At 70.3% G+C, this 14,463-nt stretch carries 10 protein-coding genes and 1 pseudogene; 2 read left to right on the forward strand and 9 right to left on the reverse strand.

Annotated elements, in window-relative coordinates:
- Positions 1–21 precede the first annotated feature (21 nt).
- From QIS99_RS09100 to QIS99_RS09120, 5 genes and pseudogenes are all read right to left on the reverse strand, one after another.
- Entirely contained in the window at positions 22–726 is a 705-nt protein-coding gene (locus QIS99_RS09100) for a ribonuclease HII (protein ID WP_282512196.1), read from the reverse strand.
- A 435-nt stretch (positions 727–1,161) separates the two neighbouring features.
- Positions 1,162–2,067, reverse strand: a complete 906-nt coding sequence (locus QIS99_RS09105) for an ADP-ribosylglycohydrolase family protein (protein WP_282512197.1) — start codon at positions 2,065–2,067, stop codon at positions 1,162–1,164.
- A 147-nt stretch (positions 2,068–2,214) separates the two neighbouring features.
- Positions 2,215–3,012, reverse strand: a pseudogene (locus QIS99_RS09110) (NAD(P)/FAD-dependent oxidoreductase); the annotation flags it as partial.
- A gap of 75 nt (positions 3,013–3,087) precedes the next feature.
- Entirely contained in the window at positions 3,088–3,747 is a 660-nt protein-coding gene (locus QIS99_RS09115) for a histidine phosphatase family protein (protein ID WP_282512198.1), read from the reverse strand.
- An 18-nt stretch (positions 3,748–3,765) separates the two neighbouring features.
- Positions 3,766–4,371: a YdbC family protein gene (locus QIS99_RS09120; protein ID WP_282512200.1), complete on the reverse strand. Its 606-nt coding sequence runs from the start codon at positions 4,369–4,371 to the stop codon at positions 3,766–3,768.
- 155 nt (positions 4,372–4,526) lie between these two features.
- On the opposite strand from QIS99_RS09120, the gene QIS99_RS09125 reads away from it, so the two are divergent.
- On the forward strand, positions 4,527–5,057 hold the full coding sequence (locus tag QIS99_RS09125) for a TerD family protein (RefSeq protein ID WP_282512202.1): 531 nt from the start codon (positions 4,527–4,529) through the stop codon (positions 5,055–5,057).
- A gap of 140 nt (positions 5,058–5,197) precedes the next feature.
- Here QIS99_RS09125 and QIS99_RS09130 read toward each other — a convergent pair whose 3' ends face one another.
- Together QIS99_RS09130 and nrdR are read right to left on the reverse strand one after the other, a co-directional pair.
- Positions 5,198–8,092 (reverse strand): vitamin B12-dependent ribonucleotide reductase, encoded by a 2,895-nt coding sequence (locus QIS99_RS09130; protein WP_282512204.1) that lies wholly within the window; start codon positions 8,090–8,092, stop codon positions 5,198–5,200.
- A gap of 162 nt (positions 8,093–8,254) precedes the next feature.
- The gene (gene nrdR / locus QIS99_RS09135; RefSeq protein ID WP_282512206.1) at positions 8,255–8,791 is read right to left on the reverse strand and encodes a transcriptional regulator NrdR; all 537 of its coding nucleotides are present in this window, start codon (positions 8,789–8,791) and stop codon (positions 8,255–8,257) included.
- 504 nt (positions 8,792–9,295) lie between these two features.
- On the opposite strand from nrdR, the gene lexA reads away from it, so the two are divergent.
- Positions 9,296–10,081, forward strand: coding sequence for a transcriptional repressor LexA (gene lexA, locus QIS99_RS09140; protein WP_282512208.1), 786 nt, complete (start codon positions 9,296–9,298; stop codon positions 10,079–10,081).
- A 341-nt stretch (positions 10,082–10,422) separates the two neighbouring features.
- Here the strand turns inward: lexA and QIS99_RS09145 are convergent, their stop codons facing one another.
- Together QIS99_RS09145 and QIS99_RS09150 are read right to left on the reverse strand one after the other, a co-directional pair.
- Positions 10,423–12,411 (reverse strand): ATP-dependent DNA helicase, encoded by a 1,989-nt coding sequence (locus tag QIS99_RS09145; RefSeq protein ID WP_282512210.1) that lies wholly within the window; start codon positions 12,409–12,411, stop codon positions 10,423–10,425.
- Between the two features lie 40 nt (positions 12,412–12,451).
- Complete coding sequence (locus QIS99_RS09150; RefSeq protein ID WP_408909509.1) at positions 12,452–14,407, reverse strand: IucA/IucC family protein; 1,956 nt, start codon at positions 14,405–14,407, stop codon at positions 12,452–12,454.
- Positions 14,408–14,463 lie beyond the last annotated feature (56 nt).

The following is a 14,463-nucleotide window of genomic DNA, read 5'->3' on the forward strand; positions in this document are numbered from 1 at the left end:
ATGAGTGCGACCGGCATGGTGTCAGAAATCGAAGCCGAGTTGCCCCTCGATTTCCGGAGTGCCGCCGCTGAGTACCGGTACGCGGTTCTTCTTGAGGTGCCGCCACTTGGGCAGCGCGTCGAGATAGGACCACGAGAGCCGGTGGTACGGGGTCGGCCCCCGCTGCTCAAGCGCCGCCTTGTGCACCGGCGAGGGGTAACCCGCGTTGGCGCCGAAGGCGAAGTCTGCGTGTTCGGCGCCCAGTTCGGCCATCATGGCGTCGCGGCTGACCTTGGCGATGACCGAGGCTGCCGCGACGGCGACGCAGGACTGGTCCCCCTTGATGACCGTACGGACCCTCCAGGGGGAGCCGAGGTAATCGTGCTTGCCGTCGAGGATCACCGCATCCGGGCGGACCGGCAAGTCTTCGAGGGCGCGCACCGCGGCGAGGCGGAGCGCTGCGGTCATGCCGAGCTGGTCGATCTCCTCCGGGGAGGAGTGTCCGAGTGCGTAGGCGGTGACCCAGTCCCTCAGCACCTCTGCCAGCTCGTCGCGTCGTTTGACGGTGAGGAGCTTGGAGTCGGTGAGCCCAGCGGGCGGCCGCCGCAGTCCGGTGACCGCCGCGCAGACGGTGACGGGACCGGCCCAGGCACCCCGCCCCACCTCGTCGACCCCGGCGACGAGCTTCGCTCCGGTGGTTGCCCGAAGGGAACGCTCGACGGTGTGGGTGGGTGCTTCGTACGGCATGGCGCCAGACAGGTTACGCCGCCTGGTGGGCGGTGCGACACCCCGGTTCCCGGAACGGGGTGAATCGGTTTTTGGCGACCGGTAGTCGGACGGCCCAGGGAACGGCCCAGGGAACATCCGAGGGTCCCCCCCCAGGACCGCCCCAGGCCCCCCCAGGACCGCCCCAGGACCGCCCCAGGACCGCCCCAGGACCGCCCCAGGACCGCCCGACGAACGGTCGGGGAACGGCCCGAGGGGGACGCCCGGAGGGGGCCACCCCCGGGCCACCCGGAGGGAGGTTCCGGATTCTCCGGAGCGGGGAGGATCCGGAAGGCGCAACCCTGCACGCAAATTGCATCAGCAAACGTCGACAAAGAGACGGGCCGATTCCCGAAAGAGGCGACCCACCGGCCGCCACCTCGCGAACAACCCGACCGAATCAGGAACGTTCAGGCGTCACTCACCCACAGGAGCCCACGAAGGCAGTGCCTCGGTTTGCTCCAGCCAAGCATCCGGGGGGACCGTCTTGGCGCCGGACGACACGACGCCGCCGACGATCGCGCAGGTCGTGTCCATGTCGCCGCCGACCTGCGCGGTCGTCCAGAAGGCCCGCTCGAAGTCGCCGAGGGAGCGGGCCGCCGACCAGAGAGCGAACGGCACGGTGTCATGGGCGGTGGTGCGTCGGCCGCAGCCGAGGACCGCGGCCACGGTGGTGGCGTCGCTGTAGTCGAGCATGTCCCGGGCCCGCCGCAGGCCCGCGCCGACCGCGCTGCGCGGGACAAGCGCGACGACTCCGTCGAGCAGGGCCGCGGGCGTGGGCGGCCCGGCCGGGTCGGCGGCGAGCGCAGCGGCCGCGGCCACTGCCATGGCCCCGACGACGGCCTCCCGGTGCTGGTGCGTCGGGTAGGCGGAGATCTCCGCCTGGTGGGTGGCCTGTTCAGGGTCGTCCGCGTACCAGGCGCCGAGGGGCGCGATCCGCATGGCCGCGCCGTTGCCCCACGAGCCCTGGCCCTTGAACAGCGCCGACGCGAGCTCGCGCCAGTCGCCGCCCTCGCGGATGAGGCGGAGGAGCCGGTTCACGGCGGGCCCGTAGCCGCGGACGAAGTCGTGGTGCGCGGCGAAGGACTCGGCGAGCGCGTCCTGATCGATGCGCCCGTGCGCAGCCAGGACGGCGAGGACGGAGCAGGCCATCTCGGTGTCGTCGGTCCACTGCCAGGTTCCTTGCGGCACTTCTCGGCGCTTGAGAAGCGGGTAGTTCGCGGGGACGAAGAACTGGGACCCCAGGGCGTCCCCCACCGCGAGACCGCGCAGGGCGGCGAGTGCGCGCTCCAGGCGCTGCTGGGAAGAGGAGTCAGCGATCATGGCTCTGCCACTCTAATGCGGCGACCCCGGGTCCAGCACCACGCCGACGGCATCCAGCCGACGGTATCCAGCCGACAGCATCCGGCCGACGACATCCGACCACCGCCCCGGGCCCAGCCCCACACAGACACGATCACGAGCCGACGGCAACGCCCCGCCCCCGCCCCCGGTGCTCAGGCCGCTGCGCCGCGCCAGGTCGGGCACGCCGAATCCGGCGGTCCAGACCGTCACGTCGCTCGGCAGCTCCCGGCCGTCGGCGAGGCGTACGGAGCGCGCGGTCACGGCCGTCACGGACGTGCCGGGGCCGTCCACCACCGTCACGCCGAGTGAGGCGAGCCGCCCGGTGACCGAGCGCCGGCCGCGGGGGTGCAGATACGGCCCGAGCACGCCGCCGCAGACCAGGGTCACCGCCCGGCCCTCCTCGGCCAGTTCGGCGGCGGTCTCCAGGCCGGTCGGCCCGGCGCCGACCACGGTCACCGGGGCGGACGCGGGGGCGGTCTCGACGACCGGCCGCAGCCGCTGTGCCTCCTCCAGCGTGGCAATCGGGTACGCGAACTCCGCCGCCCCCGGCACCTCCGGCTCGGCGCTGCCGTTGCCTACCGCGTAGATCAGGTGGTCGTAGCCGAGGCTGCCGCCGCTCGCCAGGTTCAGGCGGCGCGCGGCGGCGTCGATCCGCGTGACCGTGTCGACGACGAGCCGGACGCGCCCGGCCAGGACCTCGCCGTACTCGACCACCGCGTCATGGGATCCGCCGACCAGCTGGTGCAGGCGGATCCGGTCGACGAAGTCCGGGCGCGGGTTGATCAGAGTCACGGACACATCGGCGCGCTGCGTCAGGCGGTTGGCGGCCATCACGCCCGCGTAGCCGCCGCCGATCACGAGCACCTCGGTCGTCGCCGTAGTTGTCGTCGCCGTAGTTACGGGGCCGGGGGGGGGCCTGGCCATGGTCTCTCCTCCGTTCCAGGGGGTTCGGCCTCAAGACACCGCCCGCCCGGAGGCTGTGACAGCCACGGCGGCACCTCATGGGATCCGGTCGTACGTCTCCGGCTCCCGCCACCGTACGAACGGGCGGTCCAGGGTGTAGCGACCGTCGGCGCCGAGGAGCAGCGAGCGGACCTCGGCGTTGCCGGGGTTGGACAGGCACTCGAACTCGGCGACCGACCAGTGGAACCAGCGCATGCAGAACAGCCGCATGGTCAGGCCATGGGTGACGAGGAGGACGTTCGGCGGGTGGTCCGGTGCCTCGAAGCTGCGGTGCAGGCTCTCCAGGAACGCGCCGACGCGGTCGTACACATCGGCGCCGGACTCGCCCTGCGCGAAGCGGTAGAAGAAGTGCCCGTAGGCGTCGCGGTAGGCCTTCTGCAGGCGTACGTCGTCGCGGTCCTGCCAGTTGCCCCAGTCCTGCTCGCGCAGCCGCGGCTCCTCGCGCACCCGGATCAGGGCGGGGTCGAGGTCGAAGGCGCGCAGCGTTTCCAGGGTGCGCCGGTACGGCGAGACGTACACGCTGACGCGCTCCTGGCCGAAGAGGTCCCGCAGGTGGGCGCCGGTGGCCTCGGCCTGGCGGCGGCCGGTGTCGGTGAGGCGCAGGGCGTGGTCGGGCTCGCGCTCGTAGACGGTGTCGTCGGCATTGCCTTCCGACTCTCCGTGCCGGACGAGGACGATGCGCCGAGGACGTGCCATGCGCAAACCCTAGGTCGTCTACACGGTCCATGACGGTTCGAGCTGTACGACGTCCCCGTTCAGCGCGGCCACATCGGCCTCGGTCTGCGCCCGCAGGGTGAGCCGCTCCACGCGCTCGGCCTGGTACTTGCCGTACTCGGCGGTGGACTGCCACATGGACAGCACCAGGAACTCGTTCTCCGGCGCCGCACCGAAGAGGCCGCGGACCATGCCGGGCGAACCGGCCATCGCCGGGTTCCAGATCTTCTCCTGTACGAGCGCGAAGTGCTCGACGCGGTCCTTGCGCACCTTGCAGTGCGCGAGCCGCACCACGTCGGCGTCGGTGAAGCGCGGTTCGAAGCCCGTCTTCACGTCGAAGCGGTGGTCGAAGAGTTTGACCTGCAGGTCTCTGTACGTACCGGCCTGGGCGGCGTGCAGGCGGTCGTGCGAGCGGGCCATGAAGGAGTCGTAGAAGGCGCGGCTCTCCCAGAACGATATGAGGTGGACGGTGTCCGGCCGCCGACGGCTCCACCCGCCGCCCTGTCCTCGAAACCCCGGCTCTCCCAGAAGCCCCGCCCACTTTCGCTGCCCCCGCTCGAACCCCTGGCGGTCCACGACGGTGCAGCGAATCCACTTGACCAGCACCGCGCCATCTTATGCCGCGGAGCGTGCGCGCGGTCACTGCCTGTGGACAACCGATGCACTCCCGGGTGCCGGTTGTCAGTGGCAGGCCGTAACGTGTCTCATCGGACGTCATCATGTGAGGGAACATCAACTCGCCGTCCAGGAGGGGGAGTCCAGTGAGCAGCGTGAAGAAGGGTCTCGGCAAGGTCGAGGTGGCTCTGAGGTGGGACCCGAGCCCGATGGGTGCGCCGGAGCACGACTTGGACATCGTCGCGGCGGCGTACACGACGGGCGCCGGGTACGCCGATCCGGAGTACGTAGTGCACTTCGACAGCCGCTCCCCGGACGGCACGATCACCCTCAACCGCGACAGCCGCACGGGCCAGGGCTTCGGCTACGACGAGGTCATGACGCTGGAGTTCGACCGCCTGGCGGCGACGTACACCCGGGTCGTGGTCGGTGTGGTGATACAGCAGAACGACGGCCGGAAGACCTTCGGCGACATCCAGAACACCGGCGTCCGCATCGCCGAGGGCTACACGGAGTTGGCGACGAGCGACCTCGGCGAGGCCGCGGGCGGCACGGCGGCCACGATCGCCGAGTTCACCCGGGACCCGGAGACCGGCACGTGGGAGTTCCGCAGCACGATCCGAGGCTTCGACGCCGACCCGACGTCGTTCACGGCCCAGTTGAGCGCGCTGAGTTGAGGACGTGACCGTGACGGCGCGGGCGGAAACGCCGAGGGGCGGCGAACCGGAGACCCGGTCCACCGCCCCTGGGACGTCAGCGACTCAGTAGCTCAGCCGCTCAGCTGCTCAGCCGCTCAACTGCTCAACTGCTCAGCCGCTCAGCTGCAACCGCTGGTCGAGCCGCAGCCCTCGCAGATGTAGCAGGAGCCGGCCCGCTGCATCTTGGTGCCGCAGGAGAAGCAGAGCGGGGCGTCGGCCTGGATGCCGAGCTGCATCTCGACGAGCTCCGCGGAGGTGTGCGCCTCCTTGGGCGCCGTCGTGGCGTCCTCGGCCTGCGGCGCGGCCACCGACTTCAGCAACTCCTGGGCGCGCGGGGCGGACTGGGCCAGGGCCTCGACGTCGACCTCGTCCTCGTCGACGGACTGCTCGTACGAACCGGTCTCCAGGTGACGCTGGCGCTCCTCGGCGGAGTGGATGCCGAGCGCGGAGCGGGTCTCGAACGGCAGGAAGTCGAGGGCCAGGCGGCGGAAGATGTAGTCGACGATCGACTGCGCCATCCGCACGTCCGGGTCGTCCGTCATGCCGGCCGGCTCGAAGCGCATGTTGGTGAACTTCGAGACATACGTCTCCAGCGGGACGCCGTACTGCAGACCGACGGAGACGGCGATGGAGAAGGCGTCCATCATGCCCGCGAGGGTGGAGCCCTGCTTGGACATCTTCAGGAAGACCTCGCCGAGACCGTCGTCCGGGTAGGAGTTGGCGGTCATGTAACCCTCGGCGCCGCCGACGGTGAAGGAGGTGGTGATGCCGGGGCGGCCCTTCGGGAGGCGCTTGCGGACCGGGCGGTACTCGACGACCTTCTCGACGGCCTCGCGGATCGTCTCCTCGGCCTTCGCGGTGACCTCGGCCTTCTCCTCCTCCTTCTTCTTGGCGGAGAGGGGCTGGCCGACCTTGCAGTTGTCGCGGTAGATGGCGAGCGCCTTGACGCCCATCTTCCACGCCTCGAAGTAGACCTCTTCGACGTCCTCGACGGTGGCGGTCTCCGGGAGGTTGACCGTCTTGGAGAGGGCGCCGGAGATCCACGGCTGGATCGCCGCCATCATGCGGACGTGACCCATCGCGGAGATGGAGCGCTCGCCCATGGCGCAGTCGAAGACCTCGTAGTGCTCGGTCCTCAGGCCCGGGGCGTCGATCACATTCCCGTGCTCGGCGATGTGGGCGACGATCGCCTCGACCTGCTCCGGCTGGTAGCCGAGGCGGCGCAGCGCCTGCGGCACGGTGCCGTTGACGATCTGCATCGAGCCGCCGCCGACCAGCTTCTTGAACTTGACCAGGGCGAGGTCGGGCTCAAGACCGGTGGTGTCGCAGGACATCGCGAGACCGATGGTGCCGGTCGGCGCGATGACCGAGGCCTGCGAGTTGCGGAAGCCGTTCTTCTCGCCGAGGCGGACGACGTCCTGCCAGGCCTCCGTGGCGGCGGCCCAGACCGGGGTGTCCAGGTCGTCCATGCGGACGGCCTTGGCGTTGGCGTCGGCGTGCTGCTTCATGACGCGCTTGTGCGGCGTCGCGTTCTTGGCGTAGCCGTCGTACGGGCCGACCACGGCGGCGAGTTCGGCGGAGCGCTTGTACGACGTGCCCGTCATCAGGGAGGTGATGGCGCCGGCGAGCGCGCGGCCGCCGTCGGAGTCGTAGGCGTGGCCGGTCGCCATCAGCAGGGCGCCGAGGTTGGCGTAGCCGATGCCGAGCTGGCGGAAGGCGCGGGTGTTCTCGCCGATCTTCTGGGTCGGGAAGTCCGCGAAGCAGATGGAGATGTCCATCGCGGTGATGACCAGCTCGACGACCTTGGCGAAGCGCTCCGACTCGAAGGACTGGTTGCCCTCGCCGTCGTCCTTGAGGAACTTCATGAGGTTCAGCGAGGCGAGGTTGCACGAGGTGTTGTCCAGGTGCATGTACTCACTGCACGGGTTCGAGCCGTTGATGCGGCCGGACTCCGGGCAGGTGTGCCAGGCGTTGATGGTGTCGTCGTACTGGATGCCGGGGTCGGCGCAGGCCCAGGCGGCCTCGGCCATCTTGCGGAAGAGGGACTTGGCCTCGACCTCTTCGATGACGTCGCCGCTCATGCGGGAGCGCAGGCCGAAGTTGCCGCCGGATTCCACGGCCTTCATGAACTCGTCGTTCACGCGGACCGAGTTGTTGGCGTTCTGGTACTGGACGGACGTGATGTCGTCGCCGCCCAGGTCCATGTCGAAGCCCGCGTCACGCAGGGCGCGGATCTTCTCCTCCTCCTTCACCTTGGTGTCGATGAAGGACTCGATGTCGGGGTGGTCGACGTCGAGGATGACCATCTTGGCCGCGCGGCGGGTGGCGCCACCGGACTTGATCGTTCCGGCCGAAGCGTCGGCACCGCGCATGAAGGAGACGGGGCCCGAGGCGTTGCCGCCGGAGGAGAGCAGCTCCTTGGAGGAGCGGATGCGGGAGAGGTTCAGGCCGGCGCCGGAGCCGCCCTTGAAGATCATTCCTTCTTCCTTGTACCACTCCAGGATCGACTCCATGGAGTCGTCGACGGAGAGGATGAAGCAGGCGGAGACCTGCTGCGGCTGCGGCGTGCCCACGTTGAACCACACCGGGGAATTGAAGCTGAAGATCTGGTGCAGGAGGGCGTAGGCCAGCTCGTGCTCGAAGATCTCGGCGTCCGCGGGCGAGGCGAAGTAACCGTTCTCCTCGCCGGCCTTGCGGTACGTCTTCACGATCCGGTCGATCAGCTGCTTCAGACCGGTCTCGCGCTGCGGGGTGCCGACGGCCCCGCGGAAGTACTTGCTGGTGACGATGTTGACCGCGTTCACCGACCAGAAGCCGGGGAACTCGACGCCACGCTGCTCGAAGTTGACCGAGCCGTCGCGCCAGTTGGTCATGACGACGTCACGACGCTCCCACTCCACCTCGTCGTACGGGTGCACGCCCGGAGTGGTGTGGATGCGCTCGATACGCAGACCCTTGCTCTTGGAACCCTTGGAACGGGAACCTCGTGCCGGGCCGCTCGCCGTCTCTGTCATGCCGCCTCCCTGTATCGGGCTAAAACGCCCTGAAGTGCCACGTTCTTCCCATGGCACGGTGTGTGTCTGGTGTCGTGGGCGCCACTGAGGGCACCCATGACGGGTCTCGGTCGCCGCCGATCGGCCGGGCGCGGGTCCTGCGCGGCCCGCTCCGGCCCGCCGTCAGTCGGCGGCAGTGGCGGGCACGGGGACTTCGACAGTCCCTCCGGGCCCGCTGTCGGCCTTCCGGCCGTCGTCCTCGCCACTCGCGGAGCCACGCTGCTGCCGGAGTTCCGCTATGGCGCTCTCGAAGTCCTCAAGCGAGTCGAACGCCCGGTACACGGACGCGAATCGCAGGTAGGCGACGAGGTCGAGCTCACGCAGCGGTCCGAGTATGGCCAGGCCCACGTCGTGGGTGGTCAGCTCGGCGCTGCCGGTGGCGCGCACCGCCTCCTCGACCCGCTGGCCGAGCTGGGCGAGAGCGTCCTCGGTCACCGGTCGCCCCTGGCATGCCTTGCGCACACCATTGATGACCTTGGTACGGCTGAAAGGTTCGGTCACCCCGCTGCGCTTGATCACCATCAGCGAGCAGGTCTCCACGGTCGTGAAACGACGGGAGCAGTCCGGGCACTGGCGGCGTCTGCGGATCGACGTGCCGTCGTCGGTGGTGCGACTGTCGACGACGCGGCTGTCGGGGTGCCTGCAGAAGGGGCAGTGCATAAGTCCCAACCCTCCTTCACAGCACGACTGAATGGCCTCGGAGAGGGCCCTGAGGCCTCTCGAAGCAGCCCCAAGCATAGGCGATGACCGAGGCCCCGAAAGACCAGGGACCACAACTTCTGGGCGGCTTCGCCAATCCAACCACTAGATCTGGGGGTTGGCGTCACAATCGGCGCCATCGCGTGTCGCGGGCGCTGTACCGAGAGGGGGTCGCCGACGAGGGTACGCGAAGGGGGGGGCGGAGCCCGATCGGGGAGGCCTCGGATGGCACACTGGAAGGCACCACTGCGGGGTCCTCGACGCCGGCGGTGAAGCGTACCGTGATGAACCGAATTGCCGTTCGCCCGAGCGTCGGCGAGAAGGCCCGACGGTCGTCAGCCATACACCCAGGTGCATGATCAAGTCAGGCGGTCCGCGTTTTTTCACTCGAACGTGTGTTTGGCGCAACCTTTCGAAAGCTACTACCGTTGTCCAGCTAGGGAGAACATCTGGAGAGGGGCCGCCGTGACCACCACCGCAGACAGCGCCACCATCACCGCCCAGGACCGCACCCAGGGCCGACTTGAGCCGGTGCATGCCATGAATGACGCAGCCACGAACCCGGAGGGGGCCAAGCCGACGCGCTCGCTGCCCGGGCGACCTCCAGGCATCAGGGCGGACAGCACCGGGCTCACGGACCGCCAGCGCCGGGTCATCGAGGTGATCAGGGACTCCGTGCAACGGCGTGGATACCCGCCGTCGATGCGTGAGATCGGCCAGGCGGTCGGCCTCTCCAGCACGTCCTCCGTGGCGCACCAGCTGATGGCCCTGGAGCGCAAGGGCTTCCTGCGCCGCGACCCGCACCGCCCCAGGGCGTACGAGGTGCGCGGCTCGGACCAGCCCAGCAGCCAGCCCACGGACACCACGGGCAAGCCCGCCGCGTCGTACGTCCCGCTGGTCGGCCGGATCGCCGCCGGTGGCCCGATCCTCGCCGAGGAGTCGGTCGAGGACGTCTTCCCGCTGCCGCGCCAGCTGGTCGGTGACGGTGAGCTGTTCGTCCTCAAGGTCGTCGGTGACTCGATGATCGAGGCCGCGATCTGTGACGGGGACTGGGTCACCGTCCGCCGCCAGCCGGTCGCGGAGAACGGCGACATCGTGGCCGCGATGCTGGACGGCGAGGCCACGGTCAAGCGGTTCAAGCGTGAGGACGGGCATGTGTGGCTGCTGCCGCACAACTCCGCGTACCAGCCGATTCCCGGTGACGAGGCGACGATCCTCGGCAAGGTGGTGGCGGTGCTGCGGCGGGTGTGAAGTCGGGGGGAAACCCCCGCGCCCCCTGGATCGGGCCCCGGAACCTACTGCGCCGGTTCCGGGGTCCTGTGTTTCTGGGGGCCTGTGTTTTTCGGGGTCCTGTGTTTCCGGTGCGTTGTGCGTTGCGGTGCGTTGTGCGTTGCGGTGCGTTGCGCGTTCCGGTGCGTTGCGCGTTGCAGTGCGTTGTCGTGTGCCTGGCTCGTCGGGGCTTTTTGCGCAGTTCCCCGCGCCCCTGATCAGGGCCCTCCTGTCCGCCCGTCCGCCACTGCCGGTGTGTCGTGGCTGAGCGCGCAGTTCCCCGCGCCCCTTTCGGGGCGCCCCGCCTCGCCCGGAAACGAGCCTCAGCCCTCCGACTCCTTCGCCGCCGCGTCGATCGCCGACAGGGAGCGGCGGACCTGGTTGCGGTCCGTGGTGTACCAGAACTCGGGCAGTGAGGCCTTCAGATAGCTGCCGTAGCGGGCCGTGGCCAGGCGGGGATCCAGGACCGCGACCACGCCCCTGTCGCCCGAAGCCCGGACGAGACGGCCCGCGCCCTGGGCCATCAGCAGGGCGGCGTGCGTAGCGGCCACCGCCATGAAGCCGTTGCCACCGTTGTCCTCCACCGCCTTCTGGCGGGCGCTCATCAGCGGGTCGTCCGGGCGCGGGAACGGGATCTTGTCCATGACGACCAGCTGACAGCTGGAGCCCGGGACGTCCACGCCCTGCCAGAGCGAGAGCGTGCCGAACAGGCAGGTCTTCGGGTCCGCGGCGAAGTTCTTGATCAGCTCACCCAGGGTCTCCTCGCCCTGCAGCAGGATCGGGAACTCCGGGATACGGGACCGCAGTTCCTCGGCGGCCTGCTGGGCGGCCCGCATCGAGGAGAACAGGCCGAGCGTGCGGCCGCCGCTCGCCTGGATCAGCTCCGTCAGCTCGTCCAGCATGTCGCCGCGCGTGCCGTCACGGGACGGGCGGGCCAGGTGCTTGGCGACGTAGAGGATGCCCTGCTTGCCGTAGTCGAAGGGGGAGCCGACGTCGATGCCCTTCCAGACGGGCAGGTCCTCCGACTCGCCCTCCGTGCCGGCGATGCCCTCCGGGGCGAGGCCGAGGGAGGCGCCCACGCCGTTGAAGTCCCCGCCCAGCTTCAGCGTGGCCGAGGCGAGGACGACCGAGCGGTCCGTGAAGAGCTTCTCCCGGAGCAGGCCCGACACCGACATCGGGGCGACCCTCAGTGACGCCCCGAAGCGGTCGTGCCGCTCGTACCAGACGACGTCCCACTCCGAGCCGTTGGTGATGCGCTCCGCGACATCGTGGACGTTCTCCACCGAGGCCAGGGCCTGCTTGCGGACGGCGTCCTCGTCCTGGACGGACTTGTCGCGCGTCGCACCGATCGCCGAGATGGTGTTGCGGGCGGCGTCGCGGAGCGCGAGGAGCGCGTAACCAAGGTCCTCGGGGACCTCCTCCAGACGGCCGGGCAGGGCCAGCTCCATGATCCGCTCGAAGCCCTCGGAGGCGGTCTGCAGCTGGTCCGCGATCTTCTCGTTGACCAGCTTCGCGGAGCGGCGCACCGCCCGGTTGACCTGGCCCGGGGTGAGCTCGCCGGTGGCGACTCCGGTGACGCGGGAGACCAGTTCGTGCGCCTCGTCCACGATCAGGACCTCGTGCTGCGGCAGCACCGGCGCGCCCTCGATGGCGTCGATGGCGAGCAGCGCGTGGTTGGTGACGATCACCTCGGCGAGCTTCGCGCGCTCCCGGGCCGCCTCGGCGAAGCACTCCGCGCCGTACGCGCACTTCGAGGCGCCCAGGCACTCGCGCGAGGAGACCGAGACCTGGGACCAGGCGCGGTCGGAGACGCCGGGCGTGAGGTCGTCACGGTCGCCGGTCTCCGTCTCGTCCGACCAGTCCCGCAGGCGCAGCAGGTCCTGGCCGAGTCTGCTGGTGGGCGCGGCCGCCTCGAACTGGTCGAACAGACCCTCGTCCTCTTCCTGCGGGACGCCTTCGTGCAGGCGGTGCAGGCAGAGGTAGTTCGACCGGCCCTTGAGCATGGCGAACTGGGGGCGGCGGCGAAGGAGCGGATGCAGGGCGTCGACCGTGCGCGGAAGGTCGCGTTCCACGAGCTGGCGCTGGAGGGCGAGCGTGGCCGTGGCGACCACCACGGGCTCCCCGTGGGCGAGCGCGGGCACCAGATAGCCGAGGGACTTTCCGGTGCCCGTGCCGGCCTGGACGAGCAGGTGGGAGCCGCCGTCGATGGCCTCGGCGACGGACTCGGCCATGGTCACCTGGCCGGGGCGCTCCGTGCCGCCGACGGCTTCGACGGCGGCGTGCAGGAGTTCGGGGAGGGAGGACTTCGTCATAGCTCGACCAGCCTACGGTGCCCCACTGACAATCCCGCGTTCACGCCTGCGGCCCCAGGTGCAGCGGGTTCGGCACGGTGCCGTGGACGGCGGCGTGCGGGCGCTCGGGGCGGTCCCGGTAGCCGTCGAGGTGGAGCCGGTTCCGGTTGAGGCAGAGGCGCTCGATGCGGGGCGTGAGCAGGTCGAACAGCTCGAAGCGGTCCTTCAGCTCGGGGAATCGGGCCTGGTGGCGCAGGATCTCCTCACGCAGGAGCGCCCAGAACTCGCCCTCGGGAACGCCGAGTTGCTCGGCGCAGAGCGGGGCGAGGTAGCGGAAGACGCCGACGAACAGGCCGGAGTGGATGAACTGAGTGAGGAAGGCGGGCGGCTCCGTGAGCAGGATCTCGCGCACGTCGTCCGGCATCGAGGCGTGCTCGGGCACGGGCTGCGCGCTGACGTTGACGTCGTCGACGAAGTCCTTCACGGCGAGCCTGACCGGGACGTCCGCCTCGTCGAAGACCACGATCGCGTTCTCCCCGTGCGGCGAGAAGACCGTGCCGTAGCGGTAGAGGAAGTGCAGCAGCGGGGGCAGCAGGGCGGCGAAGAGGCGGCGCAGCCACGCGTCGGGGGCGAGTCCGGAGCGTTCGACCAGTTCGGCGGCGAAGGCCCGCCCGCGCGGGTCGGTGTGCAGCAGGGAGGCGAGCGTACGGGCGCGTTCGCCGGGGTCGAGGCTGCGGTCCAGGGGTTCGCGCCAGATCGCGCCGAGGAGCTCCTTGTACTGGTACGGGACCTCGGGGAGTGCGTCGTAGACGGGGTGGCGGACGGTGACCGAGGCGACCTCGCCGAGGAGGATCACGCGGCACTCGTCGTGCAGGAACGGGTCGGCGTCGCGCAGCGCGTGCACCCAGGCGGTGACGGCGGGCGCGGCGAGGGTGCGTTCGGTCGGAAGTCCGCGCCACACCAGGGTGTTGAGGATCGACAGCGGCAGCTTGACGGTGTGCCCCTCGGGCCGCGAGGTGTTGAGGAACGTCCGGATGGACTGCTGCGGCAGGCGCTGGTCGGGGTCCTCGGGGAGCGGCACGATGTGGCCGGCGGCGATGGAAGGGGCGAACAGCGGGAGCACGATCTCGTCCCACTGCCAGGGGTGCACGGGCAGGTAGAGGTAGCGGCGCGGATCGAGGCCACGCGCGCGGAGGGCCTGCGCGAAGGCGTCGCGGGTGGCGGCGTCCAGCTCATGCGTGTAGAGCCGCGCGGGGTCGGCGAGCTGTTCCACTCCCCGGTACGCGGCCAGCTCGTCGCTGACCGCGAGCCACGGCAGACGTGCCGGAACGCGTGCCTCCGGGGCCCAGCGTGCGGTGTCGGCGGCCGAGAAGCCGAGGCGCCCCTTGTTGAGGACGAGCCAGGGGTGGCCGGTCTGGTGGCCTTCGAGTTCCGCGTACGGGAGGTCGGCGAGCTCGGCGGCGGTCAGGGCGGTGTGGTCGAGGCGGGCGTCGGCGGCGAGGGTGCTGTGCAGTTCGCGTACGACATGGCCGAGCGTGTCCCCGTCGAGCCCGAGCAGCCGCCGGGCCCGGGCGAGGAACGCGAACGGGTCGCCGAACGGCGCTTCCGTCCCGTCCGCCTCGCGCAGGGTCAGCGCGTCCGGCTCGACCCGCCAGCTCCCGTACGCGGCACGCCGGGCGCGGAAGCGGAGCAGCGCGCCGTCGTCGAGCGTGAGCGTGTAGGCGCTGCTGTCGAGCGCGCGGGCGCCGGTGCCGCCGTCGAGCGCAGGGGGGACGGTGCCGCCGTCGAGCGCACGGGGGACGGTGCCGCCGTCGACGAGGGTGTCGGCGCCTTCCTCGGGCTCCGGGGTGAGGATCTCCTCGTGGGCGAACTCGCCGAGCAGCTTCGCGAGGAGCCGTCGGGCGGCGCGTGCCCAGTCCTCCGGGTTGAGCTCGGGCGGTACGGATGCGGCGGCGCGCGGGGCGTTCTGCACGGGGGCTCTCCCACCTCGGGTCGGCGTACGGGGTATGTGGCTCATGATCCTCGGGAGGTACGGGGGCCGGGGCGGATTCCGGCCGTCCCGCGCCGTGTCCT

The organism is Streptomyces solicavernae (genome assembly GCF_029968095.1).
GTDB lineage: Bacteria > Actinomycetota > Actinomycetes > Streptomycetales > Streptomycetaceae > Streptomyces > Streptomyces solicavernae.